The sequence below is a fragment of the Prevotella sp. C561 genome (assembly GCF_000224595.1).
Taxonomy (GTDB): Bacteria; Bacteroidota; Bacteroidia; order Bacteroidales; family Bacteroidaceae; genus Prevotella; species Prevotella jejuni.
On record NZ_JH114145.1, the window covers coordinates 246,182 to 259,341 of the forward strand.

Genomic DNA, 13,160 nt, shown 5'->3' on the forward strand with positions numbered 1-13,160 from the left:
ACGTCCTCCCTTCTTACTTTACTAACTTTTCCTTGAGTGCCTTAACAATCTCTTCAGGGTCAGGAACGATACCACCTAAGCGACCAAAGTGTTCTACTGGTAAAGCTCCGTTGATAGCCAAGCGCACGTCTTGTACCATCTGACCAGCATTGATTTCGCTTACCAATACACCCTTCTTACCCATGCACAGCTCTGCAAGTTGCTTGCTTGGGAAAGGCCATAAAGTGATTGGACGGAACAAACCGACCTTTAATCCTGCCTCACGAGCTAACTCAACAGCCTTCTCGCCGATACGTGCAGCACTACCGAAACTAACGATAATATAATCTGCATCTTCGCACTGCTGGGTCTCAAAGCGTACCTCATTCTCACGAATCTGACGATACTTCTCCTGTAAGTGGAGGTTTCTTTCTTCCATTATCTCTGGCTTCAATTCCAAAGAAGTAATGATATTAGGATTGCGATCAGCTGTACGACCCATAGAAGCCCAAGGGCACTCCTTGCGGATTTCCTCCTCTGTGCGACGCGGTTTCTGTGGAGGAAGGACAACCTTCTCCATCATCTGACCAATCACACCGTCAGAAAGAATCATTGCAGGGTTACGATACTTGAATGCTAACTCGAAAGCCAAGTCAACAAAATCAGCCATCTCTTGTACAGAATTTGGCGCCAATACAATCACATTGTAATCGCCATTACCACCTCCACGCGTTGCTTGGAAGTAGTCACTCTGACTTGGCTGGATAGTTCCAAGACCTGGACCACCACGCTGAACGTTAACAAAGACGCCTGGAAGTTCTGCACCAGCCATATAGCTGATACCCTCCTGCATCAAAGCTACACCAGGTGATGAGGAACTTGTCAGCACACGCTTACCAGCGCCAGCACCACCATAAATCATATTGATAGAAGCCACCTCGCTCTCAGCCTGAAGAACAACCATACCTGTTGTCTCCCAAGGCTTTAAGGCTGAAAGTGTCTCAATTATCTCACTCTGAGGAGTGATAGGGTAACCAAAATAGCCATCAGCACCGCAGCGAATAGTTGCATGAGCAATAGCCTCATTACCCTTCATAAGTTTTACATCTTGTTCTGCCATAATTATTCCTCCACTTTTTTACGATAGACTGTGATACAGCCATCAGGACAAACCGTAGCACAAGCAGCACAACCAATACAATCATCTGGTCGTGCAGACTCTGTATACGGATAGCCGTGGACATTTACCTTTTTCTGAGCCAAAGCAATAACATCTTTCGGACATGCAACGATACACAACTGGCATCCTTTGCATCGATCTGTGTTTACCACAATGGCACCTTTCATCTTGCTCATAGTTTTTGTATTTTAAGGATTATACGCATCCTTGTTATAGAAGTTGAGAATATTCTCCACCATCTCTTTTGCGATTACTGCTGGAGAATTAGGGTCCAACTCGATAGCCTCCATATAATTGGCTAAGGCTTCTTGCCAGTCGCCTCTCTGTCGGCATTCATTACCTCGTTGGAAATATTCTTCTGCTGTCATCTACTTATAGTATTCTTTCTTGCCTGCAGCAAGTGTATTTTTCATTAGTGAACAGATAGTCATAGGACCAACACCACCCGGAACAGGCGTAATGAAAGAGCAGAGAGGAGCAACCTCATCAAATTTCACGTCACCACATAGTCTGAAGCCACTCTTGCGTGCCTTGTCTTCAACACGTGTTGTACCGACGTCAATAACCACTGCACCAGGCTTCACCATATCAGCTGTTACAAATTCAGGTCTGCCAATAGCTGCGATAATGATATCTGCCTCCTGACACTCTTTCTTCAAATCCTTTGAACGAGAGTGGCACACGGTTACAGTTGAATCACCATACTGTTTTTGCATCATCAACTGTGCCATAGGCTTACCAACAATATTGCTACGACCTAAGATAACACACTTCTTACCAGAAGTCTCAATATGATAATGCTGCAACAAGGTGAGGATACCCAATGGTGTAGCAGAGATAAAGCAAGGAAGACCGATAGCCATACGCCCCACATTGATAGGATGGAAACCATCCACGTCCTTGCGATAGTCAACAGCCATAATAATCTTCTGCTCATCGATATGCTTTGGCAAAGGAAGCTGAACAATGAAGCCATCAACGTCTTCATCCTTATTCAGCTTATCCACACAAGCCAAAAGCTCTTCTTCTGTCACATCAGCCTCAAAACGAATGAGCGTAGACTTGAATCCACATTGCTCACAAGCAATTACCTTATTCTTAACATAGGTTTCACTTCCGCCATCATGTCCCACCAAAACGGCAGCCAGATGAGGTTGTTTACCACCTGCGGCAACAATCGCCTTCACTTCCTCGGCAATCTCCTGCTTTATCGCAGTTGCTGTTGCCTTTCCGTCTATTAACTGATATTCCATAGTAATGATATTATTTGATGAATATGTGTCTTTTATATCTTCGGCATATTTGGCATTCCCGGCATACCCTTCATCTTGCTCATCATACCAGCCATCTTCGAGCCAGTAACCATCTTCATCATCTTACGAGTCTGGTCGAACTGCTTAATGAGTCGGTTCACCTCTTGTATATTGGTACCAGAGCCCTTAGCAATACGCTGACGACGGGAGTTATTGAGCAATTCAGGGTTCGTGCGCTCCTTCGGTGTCATACTTTGGATAATAGCTTCAATACCTTTGAAGGCATTATCGTCGATATCAACATCACGGATAGCTTTGCCTACACCAGGAATCATAGAAGCAAGGTCTTTCAAGTTACCCATCTTCTTGATTTGTTGTATCTGGTTATAGAAGTCGTTGAAATCAAATTGGTTCTTCTGTATCTTCTTCTGCAGACGCTTTGCTTCTTCCTCATCGAACTGCTCCTGCGCACGTTCTACAAGTGAGACAACGTCACCCATACCTAAGATACGATCGGCCATACGCCCTGGATGGAACACATCAATAGCCTCCATCTTCTCGCCTGTACCAATGAACTTGATTGGCTTTGTGACGACAGTGCGGATTGATAACGCCGCACCACCACGCGTATCACCATCAAGCTTTGTGAGAACGACGCCATTAAAATCCAAACGGTCATTGAACTCCTTAGCAGTATTCACTGCGTCCTGACCTGTCATTGAGTCAACAACGAACAGAGTCTCGTCGGGATGAACATGATTCTTGAGACTCTCGATCTCATTCATCATCTCTTCATCAACGGCCAAACGACCGGCAGTATCGATGATAACTACGTCATTCCCCTTTGCCTTTGCTTCTGCAAGTGCATGATCAGCAATCTCGTTTACATTCTTGTTCTCTGGTTCGCTATAGACAGCTACTCCCACCTGCTCTCCAACGACCTTCAACTGGTCGATAGCTGCAGGACGATAGACGTCACAAGCAACCAACAAAGGATTCTTATGTTCCTTTGTTTTAAGCATGTTTGCCAACTTTCCAGAGAATGTAGTCTTACCAGAACCTTGCAAACCACTCATAAGAATGATTGAAGGACGACCTGACAAATTCAGACCAACAGCCTCGCCACCCATCAACTCTGCCAACTCATCATGTACTATCTTAACCATGAGTTGTCCAGGCTTAACGGCTGTAAGCACATTCATACCTAATGCCTTCTGCTTTACAGTATCTGTAAACGACTTAGCTACTTTATAGTTAACATCGGCATCAAGAAGTGCTCTACGCACGTCCTTCAGGGTTTCTGCTACATTTATCTCTGTTATCTTTCCTTCTCCCTTGAGTATCTTAAAGGAGCGTTCAAGACGATCACTTAAATTTTCAAACATTGCTTTAAAAGTAAACTTATATATTTCTGATTCTATCTTACAAAGATAATAAAAAGAGAAATAATACAGCAAGCGAATAACCCCTATTTTAATGTATTTTAAAACACGCTCCTTATAATAATGCGCACATAAATAGACTTTGTGCAAAAAAATGTAAATCATAACCTTCTCTACCCCACTTTCCAACTTCAACAATGAAGGGTACGAATTAATCCTATCTAAGTATCTTTCTTCAACTGATATTGATTATGTTTCTAATCTTGCTGATTAAAAGTAAGACTAATGGTCTTCTAAGAGCGGATACCACCTGTTTTGTATTTACACTCGGCCTAAAGACTGACCACAAAGGCAAATATCTCTTAAACTAATAAACGAAAATAAGTGCTGACAACGCCTTATAAAAGAGGTTGAGACGTTGTCAGCACTTAGCTTTTCTTTAAGGAACTACGGTTATAAGACTTTGCTCGTCCATCCATATCTACGAACAATGACAGTATTTATCACCATTCGTCTTCCATGTAACGAACTATTCCTACACCTTTCCTTACCCTACATGTCTATGCCAGACAATTAATGATTTCTGTTACAGACTTACAGCCATGACGGTCGAGCCAATCATTAATACCATCACGCACCTTTATCGTTACTTGAGGATCAAGGAAATTTGCTGTACCTATTTGGATAGCAGTGGCACCCGCCATAAGGAACTCTATCGCATCTTCCGCAGTTGAGATACCCCCCAACCCAATGACTGGTATCTTTACAGCCTTTGCCACATCATTGACCATTCGGACTGCTACTGGTTTTACAGCCGGACCGCTCAACCCTCCTGTACGAATACTCAACTTAGGGCGACGACGCTCAATATCGATTGCCATTCCCATCAACGTGTTTATCAGCGACACTGAGTCGGCACCTTCATCTTCGCAGGCACGTGCAATGCTGGCGATGTCTGTGACATTAGGTGATAGCTTGACTATCATCGTCTTATGGTAGTGTTCGCGTACAGCCTTTACGATTGAAGCTGCTCCAGAACAGGTGACACCGAACGACATACCGCCTTCTTTCACGTTTGGACAGGAGATATTCACCTCGATAGCTGGTATTCTCTCCAACGCATCGAGTTTCTCTGCCGTCTCAGCATACGTCTCTGGGGAATTTCCACTCACATTAACTATCATATTCGTGTCAATATCCTTTATCTGAGGATAGATATGTTCGATGAAGTAATCTACGCCTTTATTCTGCAAGCCTACGCAATTTAGCATCCCTTGAGGTGTCTCCACCATGCGCGGATAGTCATTTCCTTCTCGTGGCTTCAGCGTCGTTCCCTTAACGATGATTCCTCCAATCTCTTCCAATGGTACGAAATCGGCAAACTCCAAACCATAGCCAAAAGTACCACTGGCCGTCATCACGGGGTTCTTGAGATGTAAGTCACTTATCTTTACACTTAAATCAGCCATATTATAATCATCTATTTTTACGAAACATTGTGGTATTCTCCTTCTATCAACCTTATTAAGACGATTCATTTTATCGACCTAATAAAAGCAAACAAAGTCTCCTACCACTCCTTTCTGATTTATTCTCCCCACATCAATCTACGTGTATCAAAGACAGGACCTTCCTTACATACGCATAGATTACCTTCTGTTGTCTTCTCTACACAACACAGACAAGCACCGACTCCGCAGGCCATCATGTTCTCTAACGATGCTTCACAAGGGATTGAGGCTTGATAGGCATAATGTGCTACGGCCTTCATCATGGGCTTAGGACCACACGTAGATATACGGTCAAAACGTTCTGTGGACAGAACGGAATGGTTTGTGACAAACCCCTTCTCACCTGCTGAGCCATCCTCAGTGGTTATACATACCCTTCCATACTGCTCAAAAAGCGATATTTCAGCTAAGTCGGCTGCTGTACGAGCACCCAACAAGAAGACTGGTGTTCCGCCTGCTTCCTTTATCTGCTTACCGAAATATAATAGTGGAGCCACCCCTACTCCTCCACCAACGAGTAGTACTCGTTCTGACGAACTTGCCAAAGGGGTGAACGTATTACCTAATGGGAGCACACAGTTTAACATGTCGCCTTTGCGCAAGCGTGCGAGCGCATGCGTTCCTTCTCCTACTGTTGCTACAAGCAGCCACAGCTCATTACGCTCAATATCAACGAAATTTATGGAGATAGGACGGCGAAGAAAGGTAGAAGGTGAGCCGTCCACTCTCACCTCTACAAACTGACCAGGCAGCATCTCTGGGAGTGGTTTATCATCTGTCAACTTAATAAGGACATTCCTTGCATTGACTCTCTCCACAGAAGATACCTTCAAGTCGAGGACATACTTCTTCATCTTTGCTTTGCTTTATAACACAATGCAAATATAGATAAAATATCTCGATTATTAGCTGATTGACGTAAAAAACAGAAATAAATCTTACCAAAATGGGGTTAGCATGTTATTCACTCATAAAAAGACTGTGATATACTTCCTCCATGAATACTATCCCTAAAACAGACTAACATTAAGCTGTGGGCTCTCTCGCCATGCCTACAACTCAATCATAAATCACGCTGTTTTGAACTCTTGATTGTTAACTGATGCTCTGACATTATGAGGTAATAACTCACCTTACTGACAGAAGGAAAACACAACACATTATACAAGAATTATTTTTATTTTAAGTTGCTGTCATATTTAACACTTCATGTAACACTACTGATTACTAACAAGTTAGATATCAACACCGAATGACAGTAATGACAGCAAATTTTATTTTGACTGAATAACCTTACTATGACTATAGTTACGCAAGTCTTCCGAGACGGGATATAGTTAAGACAGTGTAAACACTTTTAGCCAGAATATGATAGACAAGGTAACAGAGTGAACGATGCTTGGCGGAGTAACAGGTTTCATCATCTTTTTTTCCTCACATGTGGAACATCCATACATCATCCGAAAAGCGTGAAAACATTGATAGAAGATAGGAAAGAAGGAGGAAGCATAGACTTACTATAAGTGACAGTAAGTTCACTCTGTAAATCTTTTTCGCTTATCTCACAACCAATACTTGCTCTTCATGCTTTAAGAAGACGCCCTTCTACGTTCAAGAACATGCCCTTCTTGAGGCTTGAAGACGCCCTTCTTCGGGCAAGAAGGGCATGTCCTCAAACGCTATTCATAACTTTCTGATTCATTGCATGTTATAGACTTAATTCCAAGAGACCTTATATTCCTATTATGAAAGTATATAGCTCGATGTAAAGTAAAGATTTTTCAAGAGCAAATGGGTTCCCCAGATAGGTCAAGTTATTGTCCTCACAGCTCTATGGAGGTACAGATAAGAGTCTTGGGATGTGTCCATCTCCGATAGAGAAAGTAAAACATCCTACAAGTTGCATGCGTATCTTACTAAGAGGGTAAGTAAGTTCGCTGTAACTTTTAGTACATGGCAGGAGGACGCATGGGAGCTTTCTCTTATCATAAAGGCATCTAAAGGCTTACAGAGAAACTACATTTAAGTGCATAAAAGATGATTAGAACAGCACTTGAAAAGCGAGCTGAAACGAAAAAAAGTTCTGTCAATCACCCACCTACTGATATATGAGGCTGTGATAACCTTCGCTTTCTACGGCCACTTGATACAATAAACAACAGAAGTGTCCGTTACGATTATAATGCCGCTGGGTATCTGTCTGGCCCCGTGTATATTAAAAGTGAAGTATCAAATACAGCAAAAGTATTGAAAATAAACGTATCTTTGTTGCTGATATAAGGCCTTACTTTACACAAAAAACATTACCAAGCACAAGTAGCAAGAATGAATTTCATCAGCATATAAATAATGTTCGTTGTAGCCTGCAGAGCCTATAGAGCGAACAAAAAGGAGCCTGATATACAAGTTAGTAGTCCAAATCTATTCCACACTCTATGGGCATAAATTCATAAAAGAAATATTATCAAGAATGAAAGAAAGTAATATCAACGTTTTAGAGTTTCAAGGAGAAAGAGGCTTGCCGACAGGGGAGAAGACTATTATAAGGAAGGAGTATTTCGGAAAAGAATATGCTTTTATGCAAGCAAATATAGAACAGATACCCGACATATCTTATATAAATACGAACAATGTTGATGGTCTTATAGCAATCTCAGAGGGCATAAACAAGAAGATTGAAAATATTGAAAAGATATCTATTTTAGAGCATATAAGAGCATTAGACCTGAATTCATATACTTATGAAGACCTGTCTCACTTGTCTTGTTTGAGAAAGTTAGAGTATTTAAAGATACATGGTAGCGCTGACAAAGAAATCCCTTTTTCTTCATTACCCTTGCTATGGTGCATTTATCTAAACTATAATAAAAAGAACTGTAAATCAATCTTCCAATGCAAGAACTTAGAATATATCTTTATTGATAACTACTCTGGAACGACCTCAAATGAGTTTGTCTCTTTTGGAGAAGCAAGAAGAATAGGATTGATGAAAAGTAAGTTAAGCGAATTTAATGCACTACAGAATATGCCACACTTAGAGCACATCGGAATAGGTTACAATTCCAAAATGGAGTCTATAAGCTGGCTAAAAGATAACAAATCTCTTATCTCTGTTGCATTTCAGAACTGTAAGAAGATAAAAGACTGGGAGATACTTGGGTCATTAACAAACATGGAAAGACTAACAATAGATAGCTGTGGCGAGTTACCTTCTATTGCTTTCTTACAGCATTTGTCCAATCTTAAAGAAATCAGAATGATTGGGTCAACGAGTGTTAGAGACTGTAAAGTGAGGGATATTATGAGTATTCCTCATCTCAAAAGTTTCTTTATACCAGTGAAGAAAGAATATGATATTACCCTACAAGACATCACTTTATTCAATAATAAATTGTAGTTTTTTGCGTTTAAGTCATATTACAAAGAGTATGACCATCAGACAGGAAATAACTATATGACAATGGTACGCTGTAGGAAATACGGCCTCCTTACAACAAGACAACCATTTCACAGCTGCAAAAACTTACTCTTTTCCACCAGTGAGGGCAGTATGAGGATGATGAGGTAGGACTCTACTACAACCGTCTCCAGTATTACAACCTATGGAGAAGGAATGACATTAACCAATAAGTGATAAGCCTGTCAAACGATGAGTTTAATCTCTACTCTTATATATAATAATGATTTGGTAAATACATTGGGCTTAAGTCCAACAAACCCCATTTGATATTATAATATATAAGTACTCAAGTTCAACCCTTGAGAATTATTGTTTTCTTTTTGAACAGCAAACAAGACATGGGATAAGCACAAACTACTCCATAGGAACTCGCATCAATGAATCTCTATAGACATACTGAATATAAATTAAGAAAAGTAATTGAAGAAACAAACTCTTGGTAATATGGATGAAATAAATAGATTTATCAATGGTAAAAGTTATGAACTTCTTCTAAGGAACATACTACAAAAAAGAAATATAGAGATTGAGAGTAATATCCCTTTTGTACTGTTAGATTATGACAAAGAGCAGTTAAAAGCCGCACAAATTGAGGTCGAGGACTTAGAAACCTTGCTCATTTCAAACATGACAGAAATTGTTTCTTTTGTGGAAAGGAAGATGAGTTATGATTTTGAGGATGAGGATGAATATCCTAAAGGAGAAGAACTAAGTGATGATGAGAAGCCTAAACTCATCACAGAACTTCCTTACTATAAAAACTTTCTGGTTGCTTTTCTAATCGAGTACTATCTACTTAAAGAGCATCCAACAACTTTGTGTGGATACTTAAAAAGGATACACATTGCGAATGCAACTAAATATGAAAGGGAATTGAAGGCCATCTGGCAAGACGTTATAAAGACTTAATTCGATTCGGTTAGGGCTGCTACTAAATATAAAAATATGAAGAATAAATTAGATAAAGTAATAGTTGATCTAAAGAACAAACTACCTTACGAGCCTAAATTAGACCTGATTATTTCAAGATTGGAGAGCGTAAAGAGTTTATTATCCGATAACTGTCAGAGCCTGACATTAAATCCAATCAACGGAATAACGAGAGCCTATTTAGATATTGTTAGCGATTATGAAGATCCAATAATGAATGATTTATACTCCTTAGAGAAAGAGATAAGTGCTCTCATAAAGTAATGTAATAATTGGTTAGCTTTACCCATAAACTTAAAGATATGAGTACTTATAAGCAATGTTGCCCATAGTCATTGACCATGAAGAGCAGAAGTACGGCAAGATAGGAGACTACTCTATATCCGCCATTACTACTGTCTCTATGCTGTAGAGGGTCATATCATCATAAAAACTGCACATCGTAGATAGACACAGCACACTAACCGAGAGATATCGGAGGGAACTAATTGCCACCTTAGTAGCCTACAAGACGTGTCTATAAAGGACTCATATCATACCCAAAGGCCTTAAACCTCAGCCAGCCATCGATGTCGTTAAGTTTACACACATGTATTATCTACGCACGCCCATCGCTTTAACGTCAAGGAATTTCGCTCCCTTCGAACACTATACACCCTCTTCATGCTTCAAGAAGACGCCCTTCTACGTTCGAGAACATGCCCTCCTTGATGCTTGAAGACGCCCTTCTTCGAGCAAGAAGGGCATGTTCTCAAACGCGGTTTATAACTTACTGATATATTGTATGTTATAACTCCGATTACATAAGATATCATTCCCCTATTTAGAGGGTATTTTGCTTGTTACAATGTAATGATTTTTCACCTCCTTATTAAAACACTTCTCTCACAAGCAGCATGTCCTCCAATAGCAGAAATGCTCTGTGCCTTCTGTCGACCGAAGGCTATTCGTACGCTCTACATGTACGCTAATTGGCTCTGTTTCATCTGTGTACTCTGTGAGAGAACGACTCATCCACCGCGAGAGAAGAACCTACTAACAAACAATACAAACTGTCCAATAGAAGCGATCTCACAGACTATGCGCCTCCCAGCGAGGGACAGAAACCTCATCCCCAGACCCTTTCTTACGCTAAAAAGTATTAAAGAGTACAGGCTAACGGCCGTTGTTTACGTAAGAATGAATACCTTTGACAATGAATGAACAAGTTGGTTAGCCCAACAAACTACTTATTGCCATAAGGTAAGTTATGCACTGTCAGCTACGAGGCTGAGTATCGAGAGAAGGACTGAGAACGAGAGGCATACCTGTAGGGAAATAGGAGAACGAGGCATATACGAGCGTTTCACTTAATGATAACACGCTATGAGAAAGGGCAGTTTAGACTGTTTTTTATATGCGTTCAGCAGACGTGCCTATTACAAAAGGGCTGTAGAACTATACCTCCCCTACTTAATAAGCAAAGAGGAGTTCAAGGAACGATAGGGAAAGGGAGAGTAGGAATAAAGTAATATACACATCTTTATATAATAAATCATGGTAAGACAAATGTTTGCCGCACTTACATTACTTCTGATTACAGGGTGTTGTAAGGCACAAAATACGGGTTGTAATAACATTAAAAACAAAGAAAGGACTACCGAGAGATTTGATTCTACGAGATACTACACGCATAAGCAAAGAACAGAGTACGTTTTTGAAGATAGTATAAAAGGTAGGGTGCGTCAGTTCGGAGGTGAGAATGGATCTGAGTTCGTTGAGTATGCAAGGAAAGATCATGAATTATTCGGTACGTATAAGGAATATTACAACAAGACAAAGACGCTCAAGAAAGTAGGACGCTACTATTATAATCAGTTTAATATAGGCCTCTGGAAACGCTATGATGAGAATGGCTATTTAATAGAAACTATCGATAAAGATGCTCCTTACACGAACTATCCATGGGAGAAAGTAATGAAGTTCATAAAAGAACAGTTAAAACTGGACTTGTTCGATAAGGGAGTTTCGGTAAATCGTTACATTGCAAAGGACCATAATATGCCCGTTTGGTTTATTACATGGAACCCATGTGATGGCAAAATCCATTTTGTTAAGATAAATGCAAATACAGGACAAGTTATAGAACAAGGTGCTAATGAAATAATAGAATAACCTCATGAGGCTATTAATGTTCAATACTCATATAAGTCATCTATCACTTTGTCAATAAATAGATATGTTAGAATTAGGACTTACGAAGGATGCACCAGGTGCAAGTTGGTGTAAGATATGGGAAATAGAAGAAGAGCTATACGAATATGAGGCAGCCGTTTTCCCTAAATACAAGAACTGTTTTCCATTTAAGTTATGGCTATGTTTTCGTTGTCTTCCTAAAGAATATGAGCGGAGATCAATGCGAAGATTTTATAAGAATGACAACGCATTGGGTATAGACATAGCTATCGATGAGGAAATCATCAGACCTTTTATAGATGGAAAGTATTATCCACTCCCCAAGAATTGTCAGCGTTTACTCATGGGAAAAGCCTTTTATAGTTTCTTGGTTGAGACTTTTAAGAGATATAAAAAGAAATTAGATGGAATCCAAACTTACGGAGAGTCTTTCCTTAATGATACAAGAGAGTGGCTATGCAAACATAAATGGTTAGAAGAATAATGGCATTTGGAATTTGATTCGGATTATCATTAATTGCAATATTTCATGGTCTATAGAATGAGAAGAAGACGAAGTGAGGATTTTATCGGATTAGCTTCTTAAACTTAACCTTCCCAAGTCAATGCAAATTATGTATATGTCTTTGAGTGAGCTTAGGTGTGTATTCTCGTTCTGCCTGTGGATAAATAAACTTTCAGAACATAGAGGGATATAAAGGTGGAAAGCTCTCCTGCTGGTTAAGAAGATGTGTAGTATTATAAATAAAAAAGGTAAATACATGGAACTATTAACATTAAACGAGATTATTCAAACTATAGTTGAAGAAACTAAGGGACTCGACCCAGAACTGATTGAAGACATGATTCTGAAGGAGGTAGACCTTAATTCCGCAGCATAAATTCTTGTAAGAACTCCAAGTGTCTGAGAAACAAAGTTCTCAAAACACTTGGATATGTCAGAAATTTCACCTATCTTAGTGCTGCAAACATAACAAGTAAGCAAAAATCTGACATGACAAAGGTAGCAATTAAAAACGAGAATATCACTTCTTTCGGTGGAATTTATCATATTATGGACGTTTTCTCAAAGTTGGGCTTTGAAAAACTTACCGAATCTGTATTGGGCAAACGTGGAAGTAGTGGCAAAGCATTCAGCCATGGAAGTATTTTCGGCTCTCTCTTCTTCAGTTACCTTTGTGGTGGAGAATGCCTTGAGGACATCAATGTGCTTATAGGGCAGTTCAAGCAGAGACCTAATACGCTATACCCGGTGCCGACACTGTTGGGCGCGGACTAAAGGAGCTTGCT

The 13,160-nt window shown here is 40.1% G+C and carries 12 protein-coding genes and 1 pseudogene; 6 read left to right on the forward strand and 7 right to left on the reverse strand.

Going from position 1 to position 13,160, the window contains the following annotated elements:
- Positions 1–13: 13 nt before the first annotated feature.
- The 7 genes from HMPREF0666_RS08785 to HMPREF0666_RS08815 form a co-directional block, all read right to left on the reverse strand.
- Positions 14–1,099, reverse strand: coding sequence for a 3-methyl-2-oxobutanoate dehydrogenase subunit VorB (locus HMPREF0666_RS08785; protein ID WP_009012057.1), 1,086 nt, complete (start codon positions 1,097–1,099; stop codon positions 14–16).
- Between the two features lie 2 nt (positions 1,100–1,101).
- Positions 1,102–1,335, reverse strand: a complete 234-nt coding sequence (locus HMPREF0666_RS08790; RefSeq protein WP_004360126.1) for a ferredoxin family protein — start codon at positions 1,333–1,335, stop codon at positions 1,102–1,104.
- Positions 1,336–1,347: 12 nt separating this feature from the next.
- On the reverse strand, positions 1,348–1,527 hold the full coding sequence (locus HMPREF0666_RS08795) for a tetratricopeptide repeat protein (protein ID WP_004360124.1): 180 nt from the start codon (positions 1,525–1,527) through the stop codon (positions 1,348–1,350).
- Positions 1,528–2,412 carry a bifunctional methylenetetrahydrofolate dehydrogenase/methenyltetrahydrofolate cyclohydrolase FolD gene (gene folD, locus HMPREF0666_RS08800; RefSeq protein ID WP_009012058.1) on the reverse strand — a complete coding sequence of 295 codons (885 nt, stop codon included), beginning with the start codon at positions 2,410–2,412 and terminating at the stop codon, positions 1,528–1,530. It abuts the gene before it with no gap.
- Between the two features lie 32 nt (positions 2,413–2,444).
- Complete coding sequence (gene ffh / locus HMPREF0666_RS08805; protein WP_042856197.1) at positions 2,445–3,797, reverse strand: signal recognition particle protein; 1,353 nt, start codon at positions 3,795–3,797, stop codon at positions 2,445–2,447.
- Positions 3,798–4,354: 557 nt separating this feature from the next.
- A complete protein-coding gene (locus HMPREF0666_RS08810; protein ID WP_009012060.1) occupies positions 4,355–5,263 on the reverse strand; it encodes a dihydroorotate dehydrogenase in 909 nt (302 codons plus the stop codon).
- 119 nt (positions 5,264–5,382) lie between these two features.
- A complete protein-coding gene (locus HMPREF0666_RS08815; RefSeq protein ID WP_009012061.1) occupies positions 5,383–6,159 on the reverse strand; it encodes a dihydroorotate dehydrogenase electron transfer subunit in 777 nt (258 codons plus the stop codon).
- Between the two features lie 1,616 nt (positions 6,160–7,775).
- Here HMPREF0666_RS08815 and HMPREF0666_RS08820 point away from each other — a divergent pair.
- The 6 genes and pseudogenes from HMPREF0666_RS08820 to HMPREF0666_RS08845 all read left to right on the forward strand — a co-directional run.
- Entirely contained in the window at positions 7,776–8,702 is a 927-nt protein-coding gene (locus HMPREF0666_RS08820) for a hypothetical protein (RefSeq protein ID WP_009012062.1), read from the forward strand.
- 483 nt (positions 8,703–9,185) lie between these two features.
- Entirely contained in the window at positions 9,186–9,674 is a 489-nt protein-coding gene (locus HMPREF0666_RS08825; protein WP_232214087.1) for a hypothetical protein, read from the forward strand.
- 36 nt (positions 9,675–9,710) lie between these two features.
- Positions 9,711–9,959, forward strand: coding sequence for a hypothetical protein (locus HMPREF0666_RS08830; protein WP_009012064.1), 249 nt, complete (start codon positions 9,711–9,713; stop codon positions 9,957–9,959).
- A gap of 1,272 nt (positions 9,960–11,231) precedes the next feature.
- Positions 11,232–11,849 carry a hypothetical protein gene (locus HMPREF0666_RS08835; protein ID WP_042856198.1) on the forward strand — a complete coding sequence of 206 codons (618 nt, stop codon included), beginning with the start codon at positions 11,232–11,234 and terminating at the stop codon, positions 11,847–11,849.
- A gap of 64 nt (positions 11,850–11,913) precedes the next feature.
- Positions 11,914–12,354, forward strand: coding sequence for a hypothetical protein (locus tag HMPREF0666_RS08840; RefSeq protein WP_009012067.1), 441 nt, complete (start codon positions 11,914–11,916; stop codon positions 12,352–12,354).
- A gap of 510 nt (positions 12,355–12,864) precedes the next feature.
- A pseudogene (locus HMPREF0666_RS08845) lies at positions 12,865–13,160 on the forward strand (IS1380 family transposase); the annotation flags it as partial.

What these genes read in the sequence shown, in the direction of transcription:
- HMPREF0666_RS08810 (WP_009012060.1), bottom strand. Translation starts at nt 5,263, where the DNA reads ATGGCTGATTTAAGTGTAAAGATAAGTGACTTACATCTCAAGAACCCC.
- HMPREF0666_RS08795 (WP_004360124.1), bottom strand. Translation starts at nt 1,527, where the DNA reads ATGACAGCAGAAGAATATTTCCAACGAGGTAATGAATGCCGACAGAGA.
- ffh (WP_042856197.1), bottom strand. Translation starts at nt 3,797, where the DNA reads ATGTTTGAAAATTTAAGTGATCGTCTTGAACGCTCCTTTAAGATACTC.
- HMPREF0666_RS08830 (WP_009012064.1), top strand. Translation starts at nt 9,711, where the DNA reads ATGAAGAATAAATTAGATAAAGTAATAGTTGATCTAAAGAACAAACTA.
- HMPREF0666_RS08815 (WP_009012061.1), bottom strand. Translation starts at nt 6,159, where the DNA reads ATGAAGAAGTATGTCCTCGACTTGAAGGTATCTTCTGTGGAGAGAGTC.
- HMPREF0666_RS08835 (WP_042856198.1), top strand. Translation starts at nt 11,232, where the DNA reads ATGGTAAGACAAATGTTTGCCGCACTTACATTACTTCTGATTACAGGG.
- HMPREF0666_RS08785 (WP_009012057.1), bottom strand. Translation starts at nt 1,099, where the DNA reads ATGGCAGAACAAGATGTAAAACTTATGAAGGGTAATGAGGCTATTGCT.
- HMPREF0666_RS08790 (WP_004360126.1), bottom strand. Translation starts at nt 1,335, where the DNA reads ATGAGCAAGATGAAAGGTGCCATTGTGGTAAACACAGATCGATGCAAA.
- HMPREF0666_RS08820 (WP_009012062.1), top strand. Translation starts at nt 7,776, where the DNA reads ATGAAAGAAAGTAATATCAACGTTTTAGAGTTTCAAGGAGAAAGAGGC.
- HMPREF0666_RS08840 (WP_009012067.1), top strand. Translation starts at nt 11,914, where the DNA reads ATGTTAGAATTAGGACTTACGAAGGATGCACCAGGTGCAAGTTGGTGT.
- folD (WP_009012058.1), bottom strand. Translation starts at nt 2,412, where the DNA reads ATGGAATATCAGTTAATAGACGGAAAGGCAACAGCAACTGCGATAAAG.